This window comes from Streptomyces sp. NPDC087845 (genome assembly GCF_044742755.1).
Lineage (GTDB): Bacteria > Actinomycetota > Actinomycetes > Streptomycetales > Streptomycetaceae > Streptomyces.
Genome location: NZ_JBIUVC010000009.1, coordinates 292,160 through 315,518 on the forward strand (window position 1 = coordinate 292,160; position 23,359 = coordinate 315,518).

Genomic DNA, 23,359 nt, shown 5'->3' on the forward strand with positions numbered 1-23,359 from the left:
CCCGCCACTACGGTGCGTAAGGGGCCCACGAATGGGATGCGTACGCCGGCGACGACCGGGGCTGACCACACCCCCCGGGCGGGCGCCCGGCGCCCGCCCGGCTCCCAGCCACGCTACCGACGATATCGGCCTGGACGGGTACGAGAGTCAGGGACGATCTCATGGGCCGAATGAATGAGCCGCCGCGGTTGCCCGAAGGCAGCTTCGCGGCTTGGAGCCGCGACCGGCCAGCACTAGCGCGACGTGGCGCTGACGAGTGCGGGGACGTCTGGCAGCTGGAGCCGGGTGTCTACGTAGCCGCTACGGCCGGGCCGTGTGAAGAAGTCCTGCGCCGCGCACAGGACTTCCCCAAGGCATCCTCGCCCCTCTTCCCGCCGTTGAAGCGGTCGAGCGGAGCACCGCCGCCTGCCTCACGCAGCACGCCGTGAGCAACCCTGCTCCTCACGAAAACGGCGTCCAGGCACTTCGGCTCCGCCAAGTCGGCGACATACCGGCCCTGGCCGGTGAGCAGCCGCTCATCCTCACGCCTGGTCCACTGCTGCACAGAGTCCTCCGTAGTCGGCTCCCTGGACCCACGCTAAGGCGATGCCTGCTGCTTGTCAGACCGACGTCAGCCCTCACCACGCCCTGCCAATTGGCCACGGCATGGCCCGGAGCGAGTGGCGGTCATGGCACTCAGCGCATCCCGGAGCGCATAACCTGGCTAGGGCGCAGGTCAGGTCCATGATCAACCATCTCCGCCGGATGCAGATCAACTACAAGGGGCGGCGCGGCTCGGGGGCGGCATGACGCCGTGCCGGCGGCTGCCGCAGGAGCTCTGATCAGGAGGCGTCACTGCCCGCCGTCGCCCACCCCTCGGGCAGCGCACCCCGAGGAGGAGGACGGACTTCACCCGCCTCACGGTGCGCAGCACCGTGTCCACATCGGGCTGCTGCGCCGGGGACGAGCCAAACGGTGGAATCGACACGGCGGACGTTGCGTGGCGAGCCACGAGCAGGGCCTGGTCGAGCATCGGCACCCAACCGGTGCGGTCCGACGCCCAGCGCTCATTCCGGGGCGATGTGGAGCGGCTTCGAGGGACGGCGCGACGACGGGGCGGCCGACACGCGCCCCGCCGACGGCAGCCCGGTCAGCCGAGGTCCAGCTCCGGTTCGTACATGTCCAGCCACAGCGCGAGGTCCAGGGTGCGTTCCAGCCCGCGGCGGGACGCCGAGGTGATCCCCGGTGCGTCGTCCTCCGCCACCCGCCGCAGCCGGTCGCGGTCGATGAGGTCGAAGACTCGGTGCTCGGGGCGCGCGAGCAGGGCGCGGGCGTATTCCTGAAGGGCGGCGGCGTACTTCGGGTCCTGGGTCGACGGATAGGGGCTCTTGGTCCGCTCGTACACCGAGCGGGGAAGCAGATCCGCGGTGGCCTCGCGCAGCAGGCTCTTCTCCCGGCCGTCGAAGGACTTCAGGGCCCAGGGGGTGTTGTAGACGTACTCGACGAGCCGGTGGTCGCAGAACGGCACCCGGACCTCCAGGCCGACCGCCATGCTCGCCCGGTCCTTGCGGTCGAGCAGGACGCGTACGAACCGGGTCAGGTGGAGGTGGCAGATCTTGCGCATCCGGTACTCGAAGTCGCTCTCGCCGGCGAGCCGTTCGATGCCGGCCACGGCGGAGTCGTAGCTGTCGTGGATGTACTTCTCCAGGCCGAGGGCCTGGTTCACGTCGTCGCGGAGCATGCCCGAGTCCTCGCCGAAGTGCTCGGCGAACCGCACCAGCCAGGGGAAGGTGTCGGCGCTTCGGGCCTCCTCGTCGAAGAACTGGAGGTAGCCGCCGAAGACCTCGTCGGCCGACTCCCCGGACAGCGCGACCGTCGAGTGCTCGCGGATGGCCCGGAAGAGGAGGTAGAGCGAGGCGTCCATGTCGCCGAGACCCATGGGGATGTCCCGGGCCCGGATCATCCGGGCGCGTACGTCGGGGTCGGCGAGGGTCTCCGGGTCGAGCACGATGTCGCGGTGGAGGGTGCCCGCCCGCTCGGCCACGTCGTGCACGAAGGGGGTGTCGGGGGTGGTGCGCAGTTCGTCGGCGATGAAGTTCTCGGTCCGCCCGACGAAGTCGACGGCGAAGGTGCGGACCTTCTCGCCGGTCTCGGCGAGCTGCCGGGCGGCGAGCGAGGTGACCGCAGAGGAGTCGAGGCCCCCGGAGAGCAGGATGCAGCGGGGTACGTCGGAGATCAGCTGGCGGCGCACGATGTCGTCGAGCAGTGACCGCACGGTGGCGATCGAGGTGTCCCGGTCGTCGGTGTGCGGACGGGTCTCCAGCCGCCAGTAGACGTGTCGGCGCAGGCCGCCCCGGTCCACGGTGACGACCGTTCCCGGCTCCACCTCGTACATGCCGTCCCACACGGCGTGGCCGGGGCTCTTGACGAGGCTGAAGAGTTCCCGGAGCCCGTCGAGGGTCACCCGGGGCTTGGCCAGCGGGTTGGCAAGAATGGCCTTGGGCTCCGAGCCGAAGAGCACACCGTCGGGCGTCGGCCAGTAGTAGAACGGCTTGACGCCCATCCGGTCGCGGATCATGACCAGCTTGTCGTGACGGCTGTCCCAGACGGCGAAGGCGTACATTCCGTTGAGCCGTTCGGCAACGGACTCGCCCCACTCAAGATAGCCGTGCAGCACGACCTCGGTGTCCGAGTCGGTGGTGAAGCGGTGCCCGCGGGTGATCAGTTCGGTGCGGAGTTCGGTGAAGTTGTACGCCTCGCCGGAGTAGACGAGGGCGACCTCCCCCTCGGGCGTGGACACGGTCATGGGCTGGCGTCCGCCGGGCAGGTCGATGATCGCGAGCCGGCGGTGTCCGAGCCCCGCGTGCTCGACGGTCCAGGTCCCCCGGTCGTCCGGGCCCCGGCAGGCCATGGTCTCCGTCATCGCGTCCAGCGTCGCGCCTTCCGCGGCGGCCCGTAGATCGCGGTCGAAGGAGACCCAACCGGCGATGCCACACATACGCGTCCTCCCGAATCGGTCCCGGCCGGGAAAGGGACGTACGCACGGTGCCGTCCCTCGGACGGCATGCCGAATGCGAAGGCCCGGCAGAACCAGTTGTATTTAGCAGCTATGTAAGGAGCCTGTGCCTGCGATTGCGTACGGTCAACACGGTCGTTACCTCGCCGGGGCCGGGCGCCCGATATTTTCGGCCGCCGCTTTCCCCTTCCTATACGGGACCACCGTGCTCCGCAGCCCGTGGGGGAAGGGCCCCGGGCCGGTCGAGGAGCGTGATTCAGCCACGGGCAAAGACTTACCCAACCCCGAGTGGGCCAGTGGGGTGCACCGGGCGGTCGGCAGACGGTCCGGTACGCCGCATCAGGCAGATGCGCCTGACCATGCGCCTGCGTGTTCCGAGAGACCGCCCCGGGAGCGTGCTCACAGCCGGGGTCGTCGGTGTTCCCATGCGTTCGGAGCCGTCGGGCGATCCGACGGCCGCGGAACGGCTGTCGGCGGAGAATGCGAGGCCGGTCGCGGGAGCCCGCCGTCGGCGCCGGGGGCCGACACCGCACCACCGAACCGGCGATCACGGCATGCGCCGTCGAGTTGTCCACGCAGCGGCGCTGAGCAACGCGAACGAAATTGATCGGCGCCACCTGCGCGGGCTTCCCCTCAACACGGCGGACGATCGACCGAGCGAGAGAACCCCTTCGAACGGATCACGTCATCTCTCTCATCCAGCACCCCGCCGCCCCCGTCGATTCGCGAACGGGACACCTCCAGCGATCTCCCCTGCACCGGAGCGCCCTGCACCGGGCGGTCCTGTGGCCCCCCGGCCTGCTGGCCCTCCTCGTCGGACTCTGGGGGATCCGCCGCCAGGACACCCTGTGGGGAGACGAAGCGGTCACCTACGCGATGGCGCACCGGAGCGTGCCGCGGATATGGCACACCCTGGCCCATGTCGACGTCGTGCACGGCCTGTACTACCTGATCATGCAGGGCGTGTTCGGCCTCTGGGACGGCGGTCTCGTGGCGCTTCGGCTGCCCTCGGTACTGGCGGTCGCCGCGGCGGCGGTCGGTATCGTGCGGCTCGGACAACGACTCGGCGGCACCTGGACCGGGCTGCTGGCGGGCCTGGTCTTCCCGCTGCTCCCGCCGGTGCAGCGGTACGCGCAGGAGGGCCGGTCCTACGCCCTGGTCTGCGCACTGATCACATGGGGCAGTTGTCTCCTGGTCGGCAACCTGTCCCGGCCGGAGGGACGGGGCCGGGCAGAGGGACGGGGCCGGACGGGGGGACGGGGCCGGGCGGAGGGACGGGGCCGGGCGGGGGGCCATGTACGCGGCTGGGTCGCGTACGGAGTGGTGATGCTGACGGCATGCCTGCTCCACGAACTCGCCGTACTGATACTCCTGGCCCACGGGGTGACCGTCTTCCGGGCGCGATTGGCTCGACCGGTGACGCGGGCGTGGGCCGTGGCTGCGGGCGGAGTGCTCACCGGGCTCCTGCCGCTCGCCGCCTTCAGCACCACGCAGTCCGCGCAGGTGGGCTGGATCGGGGTGCCGGACTCCGGGGAAGTGCTCGGCTTCGTCGCGACGGCTCTGCTGGGCGTCGCCTTCGCCCGCTTTCCCGGCCGGGTGTGCGGACCGATCACCCTGCCCGAACTCGCACTCCCGCTGCTGATCCTGCCCACCGCGCTGCTCATGCTCACGAGCCCGCTGCATCCGCTGTACGTGGACCGTTACGTCCTGGCCTCCGCCACAGGCTTCGCGCTCCTGACGGGCTCGGTGCTCGACCGGCTCCGGCAGTCGGCCCACGATGCCGGCACCGCGCGGCGTGTGACATGTGCTGTGGCATTGCTCGCCGTGCTGGCCGCCCTCGTACCTGTGAGCACCGCGTTGCGGAAGCCGGGGAGCCGCGAGAACGACGCGTTCGCGATCGCACGGGCGGTGCAGGGCATCGCCGAGCCGGGGGACGGACTGCTGTTCATGCCGTCACGCAGGCGCGTGTGGACGCTGGCCCGGCCGGACTCCTTCCGGTCCCTGGCCGACCTCGCCCTGGAACGGACCCCGGTCGCGTCCGACACACTGTTCGGCAGGGAGCTGCCACCGGGCCGGATCCGCGCGCGCATCCTGACACGCGCACGCATCGTCGCCGTGCGCGATCTGGAGGGCCAGCCGCTGGAGGTGAACACGCGAGAAGCGGTCAAACGCGCCACACTCGACGCGTACTTCGAGGAGTGCGCGAACCGGACGGTCACGCAGGCGCGCATCACGGTGTATGCCAGACCAGGCCACTGCTGAGCCGGGCCGCCCGAACCGTTCCGGGCGATCGGGGCCGGGCGACCCGGAGCAGGGCAACCAAGGGCTGCCGAGCGGCCGCGCCCACCACGTGTCCGGGATGCCGGACCCGGTGGTGGCGGGATCGTGCGCAAAGCTGTCCTTGCCAATGCTTTCAGATCAAGATCCCCGCACCGAAAATGGGCATCCGACTTCATCCCGCGCCGACACCCAGGCGATGGATGCCCCAACCCGCTGGGAGAGCCATGCCTCTGGAGATGCGCGACCGCTGCGAACGGTGTGAAGGAACGTTGCTGCCGCAGGACTCGTCCGCCCGCATCTGCTCCTACGAGTGCACATTCTGCGCGGCCTGCGGCGAGGCCATGCAGAGCACGTGCCCCAACTGCGGCGGCGAACTCGTGGCCCGCCCCCGCCGCGCGCCGGCACCTGCCGCACCGTAGACGACCGGTCCGGGGAACTCGCTGCGATCACGAGGCGAAGGAGGCCGATGCCGGGGTGCGAAGACCGACTCGGCCTCCTTCGCGTCCGCCCGGCATGTGCGGGCGGACCGCCGCTCGACGGTCTTTCCGCAACCGGCCCGTCCCGGCCGCCAGTCGGGTTCGCGCCCCGGCCGGCCGATACCCAGCCGGACGGAGCGGGAGACCCGGCGGCGTACGGCCACCGGCCTCAGGAGCCGATCACCTGGCCAACCTGCATCTCGGCCGTGATCGCCCACCGCTCGTGGTCGCGCCAGGCCCCGTCGATGAAGAGGAAGTCCGGCGAGAAACCTTCGAGACGGAATCCGGCCCGCCGGACGAGGGCGAGCGAACCCTTGTTGCCGGGCTGGATGTTGGCTTCGAGCCGGTGCAGGCCGAGTGGTCCGAAGGCGTACCGCAGGACCAGTGCCAGCCCTTCGCTCATCAGACCGCGTCCCACCGCGTGGGCGAAGGCCCCGTATCCGAGCGCACCGCAGCAGAACCCGCCGCGGACGATGTTGTTGATGTTGATGAAGCCCGCGATCCCGCCGCCGGCCCCGCTCCCACCGGCCTCCCGGTCACGGCCACGGTCGGGTTCGCGTTCGCCTTCGCGTTCGCCGTCGCGTTCGCGTTCGCGTTCGCAGACCAGGAAGCCCGCCTTCGTCGGATCGTCGATCAACCGTCCCGCGTAGGTGGCGTACGCGCGGGGGTCCTCGGGCGGGAAGAGCCAGGGGCTGTGTACCCCCCGGCTCTCCCTCGCCCGGGTGGTGAACTCTTCGGCATCCGCCGGGGTGTAGGCACGGATCACCACACGGCGTCCCTCGGCCAGACAGTCGATTGCAGACATCCGGCCAGCCTACGGGCTGTCCCGTAATCCCCGGCGGGCGTGCGGTCAGCCCGTCGCGCGGGCGATTCCCCGCACCGGGCCCTCGGGACCGTCCCTGACGGCGCAGTAGAAATGGTGGAGCCCGGCGCCGTCGGAGATGAGACCCGGCTTGTGCGCGTGGCGGTCGTCGACGTGTCCGGCGGGGCCGATGTCGACGAGGATCTCGCCGCTCTTGCGCCAGTGCAGCAGGTCGTCCGGGAACGCGACGCTCTCCCGGGCGTGTCCGTCGCTGCAGTTGCCGAAGTAGAACATCACCCAGCGCCTGCCGTCGTGCAGCACGCACGGATCGGAGGCGAAGCGGTCGTCGTGACGGAACGGAAACGGGCAGTCGGCTCCTCGGCTGTCGAAGTCGTCCCCCTGCCCCGGGGGGATCACCAGGGTGTTGCTCTTGTGCGGGGTGCGGTGGGTCCGGTGGGGGTGGACGGCCGGCACTGCGGCCCCCGGAAGCACTCGGGGACGGTGGTTCATGACGCGGCCCGGGGCAGGGTCACCCGGGCCACCGCGACCTCACCGGTCGACGGATCGCCGTGGTTGTAGAGGACCGCGGTGCCGTCGGGGGTGAACACCGGGTGCGGGTGCCGGGGGTGCCGGTCGGCCTCCGTACGGGCCAGGGGTGTGCGGGCGCCGGTGGCGACGTCCACGAGCACGACGTCGGACACCTGTCCCGCGTTCTGCCAGCCCCGGCCCGGTGCGTCGAGAGGGCCGGTCGTGTCGACGACCGCCAGCCGTCCGTCGCGGCTGATGTCGCAGTGCCAGTCCCGATCGCCCTCGCTGACGAGCCGGGCCGCCCGGCCGTCGGGGTACAGCGTGTACAGGCCGCGCGGTCCTGCCTCGCTCTCGCCGTACGCGCACACCACGGCGCCCAGATCGTGGAACATCCAGCGTTCGTGGCCCACGGCGAGTGTGCCCCGTTCCGTCGCCTGGTCGAAGACGCAGCGGCCCTCCGGACCCCGCGTGGGGTGCCGGGCCCAGATCCGGTCCGGAATCTCCTGGGAAGGCCCTTCGTGGGCGAAGGTCAGCCACGACTCGTCGTGCGGACTGTGGGCCGGGTGGTTGGCGAACCATGGCTTGCCGAACAGTTCGTCGGTCTTTCCGGTGGACACGGAGATCTCCAGGCACGTCACCGCTGTCTCCCGGCCCTCGGGGTGCTCCATCACCACCACTCGGTCTCCCGCACCCGTGAGGGAGCACAGGTTCTGCAGGGTGTGTCCGGGAGCGGCCGTGTAGAGCCGCTCGGAGGCACCGGAGTCCAGGTCGAGAACGTGGAGCGCACCGTTCCAGACCCAGGCCGCCCGCTCGGCGGCCAGGGCCACGTCGGGCCAGAGCAGCTGCTCCGGCCCCGAGGTGCTGGGCGGCAGCTCACACAGAGCGCGTGCGGCACGCTCCTCTCCGCGCCAGCGGACGCTGGTGAGTCCGATGGCACCGGTGACCGGGGAGTGCCGGGTCAGCACCACCCGTTCGCCGCCGGCGTGGAACCCGTTGGCATGGGGGTAGGGCAGATGGGCCCCGTTGAGGAGAAGCGTCATCGTACGAGCCTCGCGGACCGGAACAGGGCGGGGTTCTTGGGTGCCGCGCCGACTCCGGCACCCCATTGGAGATAGCCGTCCCGGGCGTCGGGGCCGGTGCCCGCGTCGGCGTCGTTGACGAGGAACGACAGCCCGATCGTCCCGGTGGGCGGCCGGTCGAACCCGAGCGAGGACCAGGGCACCGCGAGCCGGTACGTGGTGGTCCGAGCCGTCTCGTCGCGCACGGCGGAGACGTCCGCGCCCGGTGTGGGCCCGGCCTGCTGCCCCGGTGGGGCGGCCCAGGTGTACGCGACGGGGCCGGTCGGCAGCAGCGCCGCGCCGACCTCGACCCGGGTGCCGTCGGGCGTGCCGGGGAAATCCGAGTAGAGGTCGTACTGAAGGGAGTCGACCTGCCAGGCCGCCGAGGGATCGGTGCGGTCGGCGTTGTGCACGTCGTCCTTGATGACGGCGTCCAGGATCAGGTCCTTGTCCGTGTAGGTGTAGCGGATCGCCCCGGAGAGATCGTCGGGGCCGGTCCTGGTGCCGCCCCGCAGACCCGCCCAGTCTCCGAGGGAGTTCAGGTCCACCGGGGCGAGGGTGGTGTCGCCCGCGGGTTCGACGGGGCTGAAGCTGAGCGAGCCCGAGTCCGTGGCACTGCCGGTCGTGACGGAGTAGGCGTAGGGCACGAACTGCCTGACCTCGGCGGGGAGTTCAACCGTCTTCTCGGACGACTTCCCCGCGGGGACCGGGTCCGGCTCCGCGATCGTGCCCGTCCAGGATCCGACTCGCCAGCCCACCGGCGCGGGCGCCAGCGCCCGTTCCGGGTCGTTGTTGGTGATCTTCACGGTGAATCCTCCGCCGCTCCTGCGGATGTCGGGCCGCCCGGTCACCGTGTACGGCTCGACCACCTTCGTCGTGGTGTGCAGCCGGGCCAGACGGCCGAAGGACGCGGTGACATCGCGTACGCCGGTGGTCGCGGTGGCGGGTACTTCCAGCGTGAGCGAGGTCTTCGCGCCCGGCCTGGTCTTCAGCGTGCCGTGCACACCGTCGATCACGACCGGCAGCCGGCGCGGCAGTGCGCCCGCCCTGGTGCGGTCCGCAGTGACGGTGGCCTTCAGGCGAGCGCCGGTGACCGACTGTCCGGCGGTGCTCAGGGAGAGCGGCGAGTCCGTGACCGCCACCTCGCCGACCCGTCCTTCGAGGAAGACGGGGCTGCCGTCCAGCGCGAGCGTGACATGCCCCGCCATCGGCGTGAGGGCGCTCCGCTTGCCGAACTGATCGGTCAGGATCAGGGGCTTGTCGGTGGCGACGGAGACAGTCTTGGGTGAAGTGGCCCACAGGGAACGGGTGGTGGTGCCGTACGGGTAGATGTAGACGGCCGGGTCGCCCGCGCTCTCCCGCGCCCCGAGCTGCTTGCCGGCGGTCTGGCGGATGAGGACGGCGTTGGAGACGGCGGCGGGTTTGGGGGCCAGTCCCTGCACGCCGGCTCCGGCGCGGCGGAACAGGCCGAAGCGGTGCTCGCGCTCGCCCGGGTTGGTGCCGTCGTCGAGGACGTCGTACCAGAAGTACTTGTCGGCACCGGCCGCGCGGGCCAGCGTCTGGGCGCGGATCAGGTAGTCGGCCTGTTGGGTCTCGCTCCAACCGCCGGTGTTCGTGGGCCAGCCGTTCTCGGTGACCCAGATCGGCATCTTCTTGCGCGCCTCGACCTTCTTCACCAGTTGCGCGAACTCCCCGAGTGCCTTGATCTCCTCCGGTGGCGTGCCGGGGCCGTCGCCTGCGCTGCTGTAGTAGTTGACGCTGAAGGTGTCGAGGTAGTCCAGGCCGCCGCGTGCGATGAAGTCGTCGTGCCAGGCGAGCTGGGTGCCGGCCGAGGTGGGGCCCACCACATTGGCGTCCGGCATGGCCTGCTTCACCGCTTTGGCCATGCCGATATAGCACTTGGCGGTGATGCCGCAGGCCCCGTCGTTGAATCCGGTCCCGTTGAACTCGTTGTAGACAGAGAAGTCCTTGGTGTACGGGGCGTACGCGGCGGCCGCTGCCGCACCGAACCTGGCGAAGGCGGCCAGGCCCTCGGGCGAACTCGGTGTCTTGCCGCCGTCGTAGAGCGGGTTGCGGTACCCGAGGATCGGCATGGTCTTGATGCCGCGCTTCGCCGCGTTCTTCAGCCCCGCGTCGAGGGGGTAGGCGCCGAAGTCGTAGACGCCCTTCTGCTTCTCCACCGCCCAGTTGACGTCGGATCTGACCTCGCTCCAGCCCACGGTGGCGGCGGAATCGATCAGCGCGTCCTCCCACCCCGGCTGCCAGCCGTAGTGCATGGCCACGGCGTAGTACGGGTCCTTGGCCGGCAGCGGGGTGACGACGCCGAACGAGGTCGTCCGCGTCACGGGGGCGCCCGAGTCGGCGGTGGCGGTCAGCGTGTAGTAGCCGGGGCCGAGGTCCTTGATGTCGAGGGCGGCCTTGCCGTCGGTGACCTGCGCCGTGCCGGACTTCAGCGGCACCCCGCTCGGGTCGCCGATGGTCCAGCCGACCCGGTCGGCCGCGGAGGCGAAGGTGATCGGGCCCTGGTCCGCGCCCTGGGTGAAGAGCAGACGGCGCGAGGTGATGTCGAGCAGGGGGGCGTCGGTGAACTCGACGGATATCCGGCTGAAGCAGACCGGGGGCATGTTCTCGGCCGTCGCCTGCACATCGAGCCGGAAGTCGGCGCCGTTGGCGCGGTTGGCGAACCGGATGTCACCGAGCTCGAACTGGTGGCTCTTCCAGGTGCCGGTGCCCTTCAGCGCCGGACCGGACGCGCCGGTGAAGGCGTTCGACTGCGAGTCGTACTGGAGGTTCATGCCGACGGCGCCCGCGTCGAAGTAGTCGACCGTGACAACGGCGCGCTTCGCCCCGGCGGGAATGGCACTGCCGGCCACATCCACGTACAGATACCGGTTGTACGGATCGCCCGACATCGTCCAGCAGCTGCGCCCCGCCTGTTCGCGCACCGCGTGTGCGGGGTCCTTGTCACGGTCGCCGGGCCAGGCCCGTTCGATGCCCTCGTACACGGGCTTCGCACCGAGCACCGCCGTGGCACGGGCGGTCTGGGCGTGCGCCGGTGCGGCGGCGGGCGCCTGGATCAGGGTTGCGGCCGAGGCGGCGACGGCGAGCGTCGTGAGCGTGCGACGCAGCCGGGCGAGCGGTGTTCTCGGTGGTGCTCCGGACATCATGAGGTCCCTTCTCGTGGAGCTGTCGGGGTGCCGAGCCCTTCCTTGCGCCGAGGTCACCGCTGCGACCGGTCGAGGACCGGACCGATCCGCCGGTCCGCCTTCTCCAGCTCGGCGGCCGGGTCGGCGCTCTCCCGGGTCAGTACGGCCTGCACGGCACTGTCCAGAGCCGCGTACAACTCCTGGGCCGCGACCGGTGGTTCGACGACGTACGTGGTGGTTCCGAGACTGTTCAGGTACGGGGCGAAGTTCTTCAGCGGCACGTTGGAGTGCTTGCGCTCGGCCTCGGCGGCCGGGCCGGAGACCTTCGCGTCGTAGAAGGGGAGACCGGGAACGCCGGCCGGGTTCTTGTCGGCGGCGGCCTGCTCGGTGCGCTCGGCGGCCAGCGCGGGATCGTACTTGGGCTTCAGATAGAAGAAGTTGATCCACTTCGCCGCGGCACTGCGCTGCGCCTCGTCCGCCTTCGGCGAGACGACGGCGACACCGCCGCCGAGGAGGGTGGCCTTCTCTCCCCCCGAAGGAAGCGGGGCCTGTCCATAGGCGTCGGGCCTGCCGCGGAACTTGGACACATAGGTGCCGTACGTGCTGGGTGAGCCCAGCAGCATGGCGACCTTCCCACTGGCGAAGTCACGGGCCAGGTCGTCGGTGCCGCGCAGTTGCTGCCGGCCCATCGACCTGTCGTCCCACCGCATGGCCTTCAGCAGGCCGAGGGCCTTGCCGGTCGGGCCCTCCCTGAAGGCGGTGGTCTGTTTGCCGTCCGCCTTCTTCTCCATCCGGCCGCCGTAGGAGTACGTCATGGTGGTCAGCATCCAGCCGCCCGTGTTGTCCGTGGTGTGCATGCCGAAGCCGGGGACACCGGTCCGGTCCGTGATCGTCTTGGCCGCGGTACGCAGCTCGCCCCAGGTGGCGGGCGGCTTGTCGGGGTCGAGGCCCGCCTTGCTGAACAACTCGCGGTTGTAGACCAGGCCGACGGAGTACACCTCGGTGGGAATGCCGTACACCTTCCCGTCGGAGCCCGTGGCCGGGGCGAGCAGCCGCTTGTCGAACTCCGTGCCGTGCGGCAGCGCCTTGATCTCCTTGCTGAGGTCGGCGATCTGGCGCCGTTCGATCATCTCGGGCGGGTAGGTCAGCGGTACCCGGAAAACGGTCTCCAGCCGGCCGGAGGCGAGACGTGCGGGAAAGGTCTTGGCGCCCCACAGTGCGTCGGTCGGCTTGATCCTGATGTCCGGGTTGGCCTTCTCGAAGGCCTTGACCTGAGCGAGGAAGTCCTTCCGGCCGGCCGGCAGTGTGCTGGGCGGCATGCCCGCGACGGTGATCTCCGTCCTGCCGTCCGCGCTCCTCCCGCTCTCGCCGCCGCCTCCGCAGGCAGCGAGGGAGGCCACCATGAGCGCGGCGGCTCCCAGGGCGGAGAGTCTCACCGGCCGGCTGTTCGCCCCTCTGCCGATCGGTCTGTTCACGGTTCTGCTCATCACGGCTCCCCTTGGCGCGGCTCGGGCTGAGCAGAAGCTAGCAATAGCGCGTTAACGCGTAAAGATGATGCGGCGAACTTCCCTGAATCAGGAACGAAGTTCGTTCAGTTAACACACCAGGAGAGCCTTGGTTCGTGCTCGACGACCACGCGGACCGCGCCCCTGTCGGGCATCTACCGCCCGGGAGCGGCTCCGAGCTATTGTTAGCGCGTTAACGTGTCAGGAAAGCGGGTCGGTGAACGATGGGGGCAGCATGACCGAGGCCGAGCGAGACGGCACCGGCCAGGAACCGCTCTACCGGATGGTGAAGCGGGACCTGGTCGCGGACATCGACCGGGGCGCCTACGAGCCCGACCAGCCGTTCATCAGCCAGCGCGAGGTCTGCGAGAGGTTCGAGGTCAGTACCACGACCGCCGTGCGGGCCCTCAACGAGCTCGTCGCGGAAGGCTATTTGGTACGCCACCGGGGCCGCGGCACCTTCGTCGCGGAGCGGAGCCCGCAGCAGCGCCCCACCGGGACCGCGCACGGCACCCGTGAACGGTCGATCGCCTGCGTGATGCCCGGGAACGGCCCGCACCAGTCGGCCGTCATCGACGGCATCGAGACGGCGTGCGGCGAACGGGGTCTGCGGATGTTCCTGTCGAACTCCAAGGGCTCCGAGCAGGTGGAGGAACGCGCTCTGCGGCTGGCTCTGGAGACGGGCGCCGGCGGTGTCGTGCTCTACCCCGTCAGCAGCGGCGCCGACTCACCGGCGCTGGCCGAGCTGACGCGCTGCGGTGTGCCCGTCGTCCTGATCGACCGCTATCACCCCGGATCCCCGAACGATGCCGTGGTGTTCGACAATTACTCCGTCGGCTTCCGGCTGACCGAGCACCTCATCGAGCTCGGCCATCACCGGATCGCCACGCTCTGGGACGAGACCGGCGTCACCAGCGTGACGGAGCGGCTCACCGGACACGTGCAGGCACTGCGGAAGCACGGTATCCAGGTGTCGCCCCAGCTCACCGCCCTGGCGACCTATCACCGGCTGCCCGACGAGCGCCGTCTGAAGATGCTCTCGGCCGTCCTCGACCGCCCGGAGCCGCCCACCGTCCTGCTCTGCGCCAACGGGCACACCCTGGCACATGCCGCCCGCGACCTGTCCGTCCTCGGCTTCGAGGTCCCCGGCCGGATCGAACTCGCGGGCATGGATGACGCGGGCCCCTTCGACCTGCTGCCGCTGACGATCGCCGCCGCGCAGCTCCCCTCCCGGGAGATGGGCCGCCGGGCCATGGAGCTGCTCGCGCAGCGGATCCAGGACCCGGACGGCCCGCACGAGGTGGAGCACGTCGTGCTGCCCGTCGAGATCCGTACGCGTGACGCCGCGCAGGCGTACCTCCGGGTGGTCGGGACCGGCGCGGCGTAGGGGACGCGCGCCTCACTCCACCCGGCCACCGACCACCGGAAGTTCCAGCACACCGGTGTCCTCGGGAGCACTGACCACCGTGACCGGCTTGATGCCGCGATTGCCGGAGTACGCGCTGTCACTCGCCGCGATCACGAATTCGAGCCGGTGTCCCGCCTCGTACCGGTGGACGATGCCCGGCAGCCGCACGGTGAACGAGCGGGTGACGTCGGGCACGCGCACCGGGGCGACGAGCCGGTTCACCAGCTTCTTGCCGCCGTCCGGTGCCACGTCGTACACCTTGGCGAACAGGACGAGCTTGTCCGCGGCGTCCCCGCTGTTCTGTACGCGCTCCGTCTTCGGCGAGACGACCTTCAAGGTGGCCTTCGGCGCGCCGACGACATCGACGGCGGAGGCCAGCGGGGCGCTGGTCCAGCCGAGGTAGGTGCCCTTGATGTCGTACGGCGCGGAGTCGGGCAGTCCGAGGAGTCCGGCGAGTGAGCTCTCCGAATGGCTGGTCGGGACGAGCCAGTTGGCGTACTGGCGGCTGCCCCGGGTGACCTCGGAGCGGTTGTCGACGAGCTTTCCGTCGCCGGAGAGGTACATCTTCCGGCTCGGGGCCGGCACCGCGGCGGCGGTGCCGTACCCGCTCTTCCAGTCGCGGTAGTAGGCGAACTCGGGCCCGGTGTCGGTGTTCTTCTTGTGCTGGAGGTACCGGTCGAACCAGGCGAGGACGCGCTGTCCGACGTAGCTGGTCTCCAGATTGCCCTGGCCCAGGTCGAGTTCGCCCGGTGCCTGCCCGCCGCTGTGCCCCCAGGCCTGCCAGATCATCTTGGTGGTGGTGCCCTGCGCCTTGAGGGTGTTGTATGTGGCGGTGGCCTCGTTCAGGTTGAACAGGCTGTCGGCCTGCCCCTGGACGAGCAGGGTGGGTGCCTTGACCCTGGCGAGGTAGTCGACGGGCGACACGCTGCGCGCGTAGTCGAGCATCGCCCTGGTCCTGTCGGCGGGGTAGCGGCCGGAGTTGAGCAGCTGGATGGTGTCGCAGGCCCGCGGCGCGAAGTGCAGACAGGTGAGGCTGCCGAACCGGGACGGATCGAGGCTCGCGTTGAGGATCGTCTGCCCCTCCCCCAGCAGGTAGAAGCCGTTGGTCCACTGCCACTTGAAGACACCGGCGGTGTCGGACGAGACGCCCGCGCGCGGGCCGGTGTTGTTGGGGGCGAGCGCGTAGGCCAGGTCGTTCCAGGTGATCAGGGGTACGAGGGCGTCGACGCGCCGGTCGACGGACGCGGTCGCCATCTGGATGGCGCCGCCGTACGAACCGCCGATCATGCCGACCCGGGGATCGCCCTTGCCGTCCTTCGTGACGTAGTCGGCCTCGGTGCCGTTGTCGGCGGCGCGCGTCCCGGCGAGGAAGTCGATGAGCCCGGCGGCCGCCCGGCCGTCGACGGCCGGGTCGTCGAGCGTGATGAGGCAGCCGGACTTGCCGAAGCCCAGGCCGGAGTAGACGAGGCCGACATAGCCGCGGGAGGCGAAGGCCTTGCCGATGCCACCGGTCGAGCCGTCCGATTTGCTTCCCCCGAAGCCGTTGGTGGCGAGGACGGCGGGGGCGGGATGCTGCGCGTCGGCCCCGGCGGGGCGGTACAGGTCGGCGTCGACCGTGCAGGAGCGGCCGCCCGCCCGGATGGTGAACTTCAGCGGGGTGACGGTGTACGGCGAGGTCGCGGCAGGAGCCGCGTGCGCCGCACCGGTGAGGACCAGCGGAACGGCGAGCGCGGCTCCGGCCGCGTACGCGACCGTTTTCCGGGAGAGCGTCCGGTACCGGGACCGGGGGCGGGAAACAGCACGTGACACGAGGACCTCCACACCGAGCCTTACCGGCCAGTAAGTACTGGGCCGCGCTCATGCTGTGACACGCGTCATAGCGATGTCAACGTCCCTGGCGGGGTTTCCTGAAGGATGCTCAACTTCTCCCCGATTCGGTCCCGTTCAGACCAGTGCGGGCCCCTCGATCGTGAGCGTGGCGGGGCCGCCGTCGGCCGGCGCGTCCAGTACGGCGGGCACTCCGAGCGGAATCGTCAGCGTCGTCGGTCCGTGCCCGAAGCCCAGTTCCTCGACGACGGGTACGCCCAGCGGGCCGAGCCGGTCGGCGAGGACCGCCCGCACCTTCTCGTACGGGCCGCAGCCGGCCCAGGAACCGCAGGCCACCCCGGCCGTCCCGTCGAGCGCGCCGGCCCTGAGCAGTTGGGTGAGGATGCGGTCGATGTTGTACGGGTCCTCGGTGGTGTCCTCGATCATCAGCAGTCCGCCCCGGGCCGAGCTCCGGCCGTGCGGGGTGCCGAGGTCGGCGGCGAGCAGGCTCACACAGCCGCCGTAGGTGATGCCCCGGGCGCTGCCGGGCACCAGCACCCGCGCCGAGGGCAGGCCGAGGCTCCGTACCGTCTCGGGCTCGAACAGGGTGGCCCGCAGGGACTCCTGGGTGTCCGGGTCCTTGAGGAAGGTCTCGGTGCCGGCCATCGGGCCGTGCAGGGTGGCGAGCCCCATGCGCAGGGCGAATGCCTCGTGGAGCACGGTGATGTCGCTGTAGCCGACGAACACCTTGGGTCCGGCCGCGCGCATCGCCGCCCAGTCGACCAGGTCGACCATGCGGTGCACGCCGTACCCGCCACGGGCGCAGATCACCGCGTCGACGGACGGATCGCACCAGGCCTCCTGGAGATCCCGGGCGCGCGCCTCGTCCGTACCGCCGAGGTAGTCCAACTCCGGGTGTACATCGCGCACATGAGGTGCCTCGACGGGTTCGAGGCCCCAGCGGCGAAGTATGTCGAGGCCCGCCTCCAGGCGGTCGGCGGGCACGGGCCCGCTCGGTGACACCACGGCGATCCTGGCACCGGGACGCAGCCGGGCAGGACGGGTCAGGGGGGCGAGGGTCACCGCTTCAGCTCCAGCACCGGTACGTCGGGACAGTCGATACCGAACGTCTGCCCGTACAGGGAGAGTTCGGCCTCCAGGGCGCGGATCATCGTATCGGCGCGCCGGAATCCGTGCCCCTCCCCCTCGAAGGTCAGATACGCGTGCGGGATGCCGCGGCCCTCGACCTCGGCCAGGAACCGCTCGCACTGGACGGGCGGACAGATCGGGTCGTCCAGCCCCTGGAGCAGGAGGAAGGGGGTGGTCAGCCGGTCGGTGCGGCTGACCGGGGACCGTTCCCGGTAGCGTGCCGGCACTTCGGCGAGCGGACCCACCAGGGACTCCAGGTACTGCGACTCGAAGTCATGGGTCTCGTCCGTGCCCCAGCCGGTCAGATCGAGGATGGGATAGATGATCGTGCCGCAGGCGTAGACATCGGTGCCGGTCAGCGAGGCCGCGGTGGTCCAGCCGCCGGCGCTGCCGCCCCGGATGGCGAGCCGCTGCCGGTCGGCCGTGCCCTCGGCGGCCAGCGCCTTAGCGACGGCCGCGCAGTCCTCGACGTCGACGACGCCCCACTGTTCGCGCAGCCGGTTGCGGTAGCTCCTGCCGTAGCCGGTGGAGCCGCCGTAGTTCACCTCGGCGACGCCGATGCCGCGCGAGGTGAAGTAGGCGATCTCCAGGTCGAGTACGAGTGCGGCATGGCCGGTCGGGCCGCCGTGCGCCCAGACGACGTAGGGCGGCAGTTCACCGTCGGGGCCGGTCCGGTCGGGGTTCCGGGGCGGGTAGATGTGGGCGTGGACCTCCCGGCCGTCGGGCCCTGCGAAGGTGCGGTCCTCGGGCCGCGGGCAGTACGCCGGGTCGACGGCGTCCTCGTGCGGTGTGCCGATGACCCGGGTCCGGCCGGTCGCGGTGTCCAGCTCGATGACCTCGTAGGCGCTGTACGGGCCGGCGGCAATGCCGTAGACCCGACTGCCGTGGACGTCCAGCGACTCGGCCCATTCGGTCCAGGGACCGGCGGCGTCGACGAGTTCGCCGGTCGCCGGGTCGAGGATGCCGAGCGTGGTGGTGCCCTTGCCGTGGACGGTGGCGATCAGACCGTTCTCCAGCGGCCGGAACCAACTGAGGCCGATCTTCCAGAGCGGTCCGGCGAACTCCTGCTCCCGGGGGTGGAGCGCGACCGCGCCCCGCTGCGGGTCGGCGCGGTACAGATTCCACCACCCGCTGCGGTCGCTGGCGAAGAGGAGCTGCCCGTCGACGCCCCATTCGATCTGCGGGACGGATTCCTCGGGGCCGCCGCCGAAGCTCCGGGTGTGGTGGAACGTACCGTCCTCGGAGACGTCGGCGAGCATCACCTCGGTGCCGTCCCACGGCATGCGCGGATGGTCCCACGCGATCCAGGCCGCCCGCCGCCCGTCGGGCGAGAGCTTCGGCCCGGTGACGAATCGGTGGCTGCCGTCGGTGAGTTCACGGACCGCGGAGCGGTCCTCGGCCGCCGAGCCGTCCAAGGGTACGGCGGCGATCACCCGGCGCAGCTCGGTGGGTGACTCGCCGGTGAACTCCTCCAGCACGCACCACACTTCGCCCCGGTCGAGGTGGATCCGCGGGTCGACCCAGCGCAGCCCGCCGCCGACGGACGAGACCGGGGTGAGCGGCCGGGGTCCGCCGGACCCGTCGGGGGCGTGGGCGTACAGCCGCTGGTCGGAGAAGTCGACGAAGACGACGAGCGGCCCGCCCTCGGCGCGTTCGGCTCCGGCCCAGGGCTGTCCGCCGTACTCGATGACCCGGCTCCGTACGTTCCACGGAGCGGGCAGCACCTCGGCGCTGGTGCCGTCCGCCCGGCGGCGGACCAGGGCGCGGCGGCCCGCCTCCGCGGGGCGCGGCTCGGTCCACCACACCTCGTCGCCGACGACGCCGACGTACTCCGGTCGGCCGTCGTGCGAGGCGGCCAGCCGTGCGTCGATCGGCGACGGCCATGTTCCGTAGGCCCCTGTGGACACCATGTTCGATTCCCCTCGTGCCGGGTCAGGCCGTGCGCAGATAGTGATCGAGGACGCGGACGCCGAAGTGCAGTGCCTCGACGGGGACGCGTTCGTCGACGCCGTGGAACAGCGCCTGGTAGTCGAAGCCGACGGGCAGCTTCAGCGGCGAGAAGCCGTAGCCCGTGATGCCGAGCCGGGAGAACTGCTTGGCGTCCGTGCCGCCCGACATGCAGTACGGCACGACATGGCCGTCCGGGTCGAAGCGTTCGACGGCGGCGCGCAGCTTCGCGAAGGTCGGCGAGTCGACCGGAGCCTGCAACGGGACCTCGCGGTGGTGGAATTCCCAGTCGACATCGGGTCCGGTCAGCCGGTCCAGCGTGGCACGGAACTCGTCCTCGCCGCCGGGAACCATCCGGCCGTCGATGAAGGCGGTGGCGTGGCCCGGGATCACATTGACCTTGTACCCGGCTTCCAGCATGGTCGGGTTGGAGCTGTTGCGCACGGTCGGCTCGACCAGGCCGGCGGCCGGTCCGAGCTTGCCGAGCAGTTCGTCCACGTCGAAGCCGGGGGCGTCGAGATCGGGGCGGAGGCCGTGGAGCGCGGCGATCTCGGTGAGCGCGGCGCGGACCGTCGGAGTGAGCCGGACCGGCCATGTGTGCTCGCCGATCCGGGCGACGGCAGCGGCGAGTGCGCTGACCGCGTTGGCCTTGTTGACCTTGGAACCGTGGCCGGCCTTGCCGTGCGCGGTGAGCTTCAGCCAGGCGGTGCCCCGTTCGCCCGCGGCGATCGGGTAGAGCGGCGTGTCCGGTCCGGCGTGGAAGGTGAAGGCACCGGATTCGCTGATGCCCTCCGTACACCCTTCGAAGAGTGCGGCGTGCCGATCGGCGAGGAAGCCGGAGCCGTCCTCGGCGCTGGCCTCCTCGTCCGCGGTGTACGCGATCACGATGTCGCGGCGGGGCCGGACGCCGGCCCGTGCCCAGGCCCGGACGACGGCCAGGACCATCGCATCCATGTTCTTCATGTCGATGGCGCCGCGCCCCCAGACGACGCCGTCGCGGATCTCCCCGGAGAAGGGGTGCACGGTCCAGTCGTCGGCCTCGGCCGGGACGACATCGAGATGGCCGTGTACGAGCAGGGCGTCGGCGGACGGGTCGGTGCCCGGGATCCGGGCCACCACATTGGTGCGCCCCGGGGTGCGCTCCAGCAGGGCGGGTTCCAAGCCGGCGGCGGCCAGCCGCTCGGCGACGTACTCGGCGGCCGGGCGTTCCCGGCAGTCGCCGCCGCCGCGGTTGGTGGTGTCGATCCGGATCAGTTCGGAGGTGAACGTCACCGATTCGTCGAGTGCCTGCCGGTCGACGCTCTCCCGGGGGTCGGTCGCCTCAGCCATACTGTTCCTCCACGGCGGACGACACGATCGTCGTCACCGCCTTGAACGTGCGGATACCTTCGTACATCGTCGCGCTGGTGTAGGCGACGCGCCGTTCGCCACTGGGTGCCACGCCGGGGACGACCGTGGCCGCCTGGGCCAGGTGCTCTGCGTCGAACTCCAGCTCGACGGTGAACGGGCCGCCCTTGACCGGGGTGTGCCGCACGGCGAGTGCGGTCGCGTCCTTGGCCGCGGCACGGATGTCGGCGGCGGTACGGGCCGGGGTGCGGCACACCGCCGCGTACCGCGAGACATAGTCCTTCACGGCGACCTTGCGGGCCTCCGGGGCGTACCCGTCCGCGTCCACGCAGGTCAGGTCGTCGCCGGTGACGAGGACGACGGGTACGCCGTACTCGGCCACGACATGCGCGTTGAGCAGTCCCTCGCTGGCCCGGGCGCCGTTGAGCCAGACCCCGGTGATGGAGTTCGCCAGGTAGGTGTGGGCGAGGACCCCCTCCGCACCGGCGCCCGTGTGGTAGCCGACGAAGGCGATGGCATCGACGTCGCCGTGCTGGATGCCCTCGACCATGGAGAGTGACTTGTGCCTGCCGGTGAGCATCTGGACCCGGTCGTCGAGTTGCTCCAGCAGGAGGTTGCGCATGGACCAGTGGGCCTCGTTGACGAGCACCTCGTCGGCACCGCCGTCATAGAAGCCGAGCGCCGCCGCGTTCACGTCGGAGGTGAACATGGAACGGCACCGCTCCCACTGGGGCGTGCCCGGAAGTACATCGGCCGGCCAGGTCACGCCGGTGGCGCCTTCCATGTCCGCGCTGATCAGGATCTTCATAATGAGTCCGTCTTCTTGCAGGTCAGGGGCTATCTGCGCCGGTCGTGACACCAGTTGCTGACATCCGTTCCTGAAGGCCATCAAGCAGGCACCCAACTCGGCGCCCCCATACAAGCATCTTTGCTGGCCAACCGTCTCCCCTCCGCCGTCATCGGGGGCCGAAACGCCCCTGTCTCGCGGGTTTGAGTGCTCGTGGCCGTCGCGACACCCGGCCTCCGGGAACGCGACGGTCGAGATCCGCACGATCCGCTCGGCGCAGGGACACAGGAAGCTGACGCGCGGGCGGGAGGCACGCTTCCCGCTCGTACGACAGGGAGTCGGCACATGCTCTCCACCGTGGCCGCTGTACCGCTGCCGCTGTACCGGTGCCGCTGTACCGGTCTGCTTCTGCGAGCCGGGCAACCCCTGACCGTGCGGTTCGAACGAAAGCACGAACGCTCTGCTCCAGCAACACTTCCCCGAGGTCACCGACCGCTTCATCCACACCCGCGAGACGTTGGACATCGTCTCCGCGGAATTCAACAGCCGCCCATACACGGCGCTCGGCCGGGACGCCCCGGCCGAGCGCCATTCCGGATTGCTCGCGCCCGCCTCACGCTGACCTCCTGTTGCGACGATCGCTGGAATTCGAGGAGTTGACATCGATCACATCAGCCGCATGCGGTGCCCCTGCCTGGCCAAGGGCCTCGCGCCGCTCCTGTGGCGCGGCGCGGGTGCACATGCAAACGAACATCGTCCTGTCGAAGTGACTGTGCACCAGAACGGACTGCGGCGGCAGAGGCGCGGGGCTGGGTCTCGTGAGGCTTGAAACCCTTCTCAGCCCACAGACTTGACGCGCCGTGACGGAGATCGCGGAGCCGGATGATTCGTAGCCCACGTTTCTTGCCTGGGCGCTTGACCGACCCCGCCAAAACCCTTGCTCTCCTTCCGCGTTCTCCTTCCACTCTCCGCCCTTTGGCCCGTAGTCCACGTCAACAAATCAGCCCGCCCCGGAACCGTATGCCGTGTCCGCGTCCGGACCGTCGGCCGCGGCCGCCGGTGACGCCCGTCATCGGCGCGCGCGCCCGGGCTCACCTCATGGGCATGAACTCGGGCAGGGTGAGGGCCGAATGGGCCGGTCGTCCCTCCGCGGAGGGCATGGTGCTGAGATTGCGCAGCATGTCGTTGCGCTGTTCCAGGGCCCGGGCGCTGGTCGGGAAGAGTGCGGCGTCCTCCTCGCGGACCTGTTCCTGATTCACGGTCACGAACTCACGGGTGCCGTGTTCGTAGGCGGCGAAGCCTGCGGCGTGGTCCCGGTCGGACAGGGAACCGGCGAGCATGTACGCGCCGACGAGCGCGAGGCTGGAGCCCTGTCCGGTGAGGAACGAGGGCGCGTACGCGGCGTCGCCCACCAGCGCGACCCTGCCGCTGGACCAGCGGGGCATGCGGATCTGGCTGACCACGTCGAAGAACAGGTCGTCCGCGTCGCGCATGGCGGCAAGCATGCCCGGGATCTCCCATCCCGCGTCGGCGAAGTCCATGACGACCAGGTCCCGTTGGGCTTCCGGGTTCCGGAACGCGTCGAACGGCGGTTCCGGGCGGGCGAAGTTCAGGAAGGCGTGCACGTCGTCGTTGTCCCCCGCGGCGGTAGAGTGCCGCGGCCCTGCCCGGGGTGTTCCATATCACGGTCTCGTGGGAGAGCCCGAAGGTGTTGCGCATGGTGAACCCGGCGAAGCAGTAGCCGAGGTACCGGTGGAACTGCTCTTCGGGGCCGAACTGCAAAGCGCGGGTACGTGAATGCAGACCGTCCGCACCGAACACCATGTCGAACGTGCGCCTGCTGCCCCTGTGGAAGGTGACGTCGACCCCGTGGCCGGACTGGTCGAGGGTGTCGATGGAGTCGTTGAACAAGAACTCCACATCGTCACGGATCGCCGTGTGGAGAGCACGGGCCAGATCCCCGCGCCGCACCTCGAGGTCGCGTTCCGCGACACCGCCCGTGACGGTGTGCGGGTGGACCGAGGCCACCTCGCTGCCGTCCCCGTTGAGGAACGTCAGCCGGCGCAGGTCGATGTGCACGTCCCGCAGTCGCGGCAGGATTCCCATCCTCCGGACGACCTCTAGT

Annotated in this window: 14 protein-coding genes and 1 pseudogene; 3 read left to right on the plus strand and 12 right to left on the minus strand. The window is 70.4% G+C overall.

The features are described 5' to 3' along the window. Positions 1–1,129: 1,129 nt before the first annotated feature. Positions 1,130–2,977 carry an asparagine synthase (glutamine-hydrolyzing) gene (gene asnB / locus ACIOMQ_RS24120; protein ID WP_362196774.1) on the minus strand — a complete coding sequence of 616 codons (1,848 nt, stop codon included), beginning with the start codon at positions 2,975–2,977 and terminating at the stop codon, positions 1,130–1,132. A 621-nt stretch (positions 2,978–3,598) separates the two neighbouring features. Between asnB and ACIOMQ_RS24125 the strand changes: the two genes are divergently transcribed. After that, on the plus strand, positions 3,599–5,257 hold the full coding sequence (locus tag ACIOMQ_RS24125; protein ID WP_402190238.1) for a hypothetical protein: 1,659 nt from the start codon (positions 3,599–3,601) through the stop codon (positions 5,255–5,257). 242 nt (positions 5,258–5,499) lie between these two features. Then, entirely contained in the window at positions 5,500–5,694 is a 195-nt protein-coding gene (locus ACIOMQ_RS24130) for a DUF1272 domain-containing protein (protein WP_362196780.1), read from the plus strand. 226 nt (positions 5,695–5,920) lie between these two features. Here ACIOMQ_RS24130 and ACIOMQ_RS24135 read toward each other — a convergent pair whose 3' ends face one another. The 5 genes from ACIOMQ_RS24135 to ACIOMQ_RS24155 are packed head-to-tail and all read right to left on the minus strand — an operon-like array spanning position 5,921 to position 12,772. Then, positions 5,921–6,556 carry a GNAT family N-acetyltransferase gene (locus ACIOMQ_RS24135; RefSeq protein WP_401265852.1) on the minus strand — a complete coding sequence of 212 codons (636 nt, stop codon included), beginning with the start codon at positions 6,554–6,556 and terminating at the stop codon, positions 5,921–5,923. A gap of 45 nt (positions 6,557–6,601) precedes the next feature. Further along, the gene (locus ACIOMQ_RS24140) at positions 6,602–7,063 is read right to left on the minus strand and encodes a hypothetical protein (RefSeq protein ID WP_401265854.1); all 462 of its coding nucleotides are present in this window, start codon (positions 7,061–7,063) and stop codon (positions 6,602–6,604) included. After that, entirely contained in the window at positions 7,060–8,121 is a 1,062-nt protein-coding gene (locus tag ACIOMQ_RS24145; RefSeq protein WP_401756125.1) for an oligogalacturonate lyase family protein, read from the minus strand. The genes ACIOMQ_RS24140 and ACIOMQ_RS24145 overlap by 4 nt, the downstream gene beginning before the upstream one ends. Then, on the minus strand, positions 8,118–11,306 hold the full coding sequence (locus tag ACIOMQ_RS24150; protein ID WP_402190242.1) for a hypothetical protein: 3,189 nt from the start codon (positions 11,304–11,306) through the stop codon (positions 8,118–8,120). The genes ACIOMQ_RS24145 and ACIOMQ_RS24150 overlap by 4 nt, the downstream gene beginning before the upstream one ends. Before the next feature lie 53 nt (positions 11,307–11,359). Next, positions 11,360–12,772 (minus strand): ABC transporter substrate-binding protein, encoded by a 1,413-nt coding sequence (locus ACIOMQ_RS24155; protein WP_402190244.1) that lies wholly within the window; start codon positions 12,770–12,772, stop codon positions 11,360–11,362. 253 nt (positions 12,773–13,025) lie between these two features. Here ACIOMQ_RS24155 and ACIOMQ_RS24160 point away from each other — a divergent pair, with 253 nt between their 5' ends. Then, positions 13,026–14,177: a LacI family DNA-binding transcriptional regulator gene (locus ACIOMQ_RS24160; RefSeq protein ID WP_402190246.1), complete on the plus strand. Its 1,152-nt coding sequence runs from the start codon at positions 13,026–13,028 to the stop codon at positions 14,175–14,177. 12 nt (positions 14,178–14,189) lie between these two features. On the opposite strand, the gene ACIOMQ_RS24165 is transcribed toward ACIOMQ_RS24160, so the two are convergent. The 6 genes and pseudogenes from ACIOMQ_RS24165 to ACIOMQ_RS24190 all read right to left on the minus strand — a co-directional run. Then, positions 14,190–16,019: a CocE/NonD family hydrolase gene (locus tag ACIOMQ_RS24165; protein ID WP_401941865.1), complete on the minus strand. Its 1,830-nt coding sequence runs from the start codon at positions 16,017–16,019 to the stop codon at positions 14,190–14,192. Positions 16,020–16,142: 123 nt separating this feature from the next. Further along, complete coding sequence (locus ACIOMQ_RS24170) at positions 16,143–17,087, minus strand: LD-carboxypeptidase (protein ID WP_362196798.1); 945 nt, start codon at positions 17,085–17,087, stop codon at positions 16,143–16,145. Beyond that, a complete protein-coding gene (locus ACIOMQ_RS24175) occupies positions 17,084–19,063 on the minus strand; it encodes a prolyl oligopeptidase family serine peptidase (RefSeq protein ID WP_402190249.1) in 1,980 nt (659 codons plus the stop codon). Before ACIOMQ_RS24175 ends, ACIOMQ_RS24170 begins: the two co-directional genes overlap by 4 nt. 22 nt (positions 19,064–19,085) lie before the next feature. After that, positions 19,086–20,429 carry a M20/M25/M40 family metallo-hydrolase gene (locus ACIOMQ_RS24180; protein WP_402190252.1) on the minus strand — a complete coding sequence of 448 codons (1,344 nt, stop codon included), beginning with the start codon at positions 20,427–20,429 and terminating at the stop codon, positions 19,086–19,088. After that, positions 20,422–21,255: a M55 family metallopeptidase gene (locus ACIOMQ_RS24185; RefSeq protein ID WP_362196807.1), complete on the minus strand. Its 834-nt coding sequence runs from the start codon at positions 21,253–21,255 to the stop codon at positions 20,422–20,424. The genes ACIOMQ_RS24180 and ACIOMQ_RS24185 overlap by 8 nt, the downstream gene beginning before the upstream one ends. A gap of 1,070 nt (positions 21,256–22,325) precedes the next feature. After that, positions 22,326–23,358: pseudogene (locus ACIOMQ_RS24190) on the minus strand (FAD-dependent oxidoreductase); the annotation flags it as partial. Between the last annotated feature and the right edge of the window lies 1 nt (position 23,359).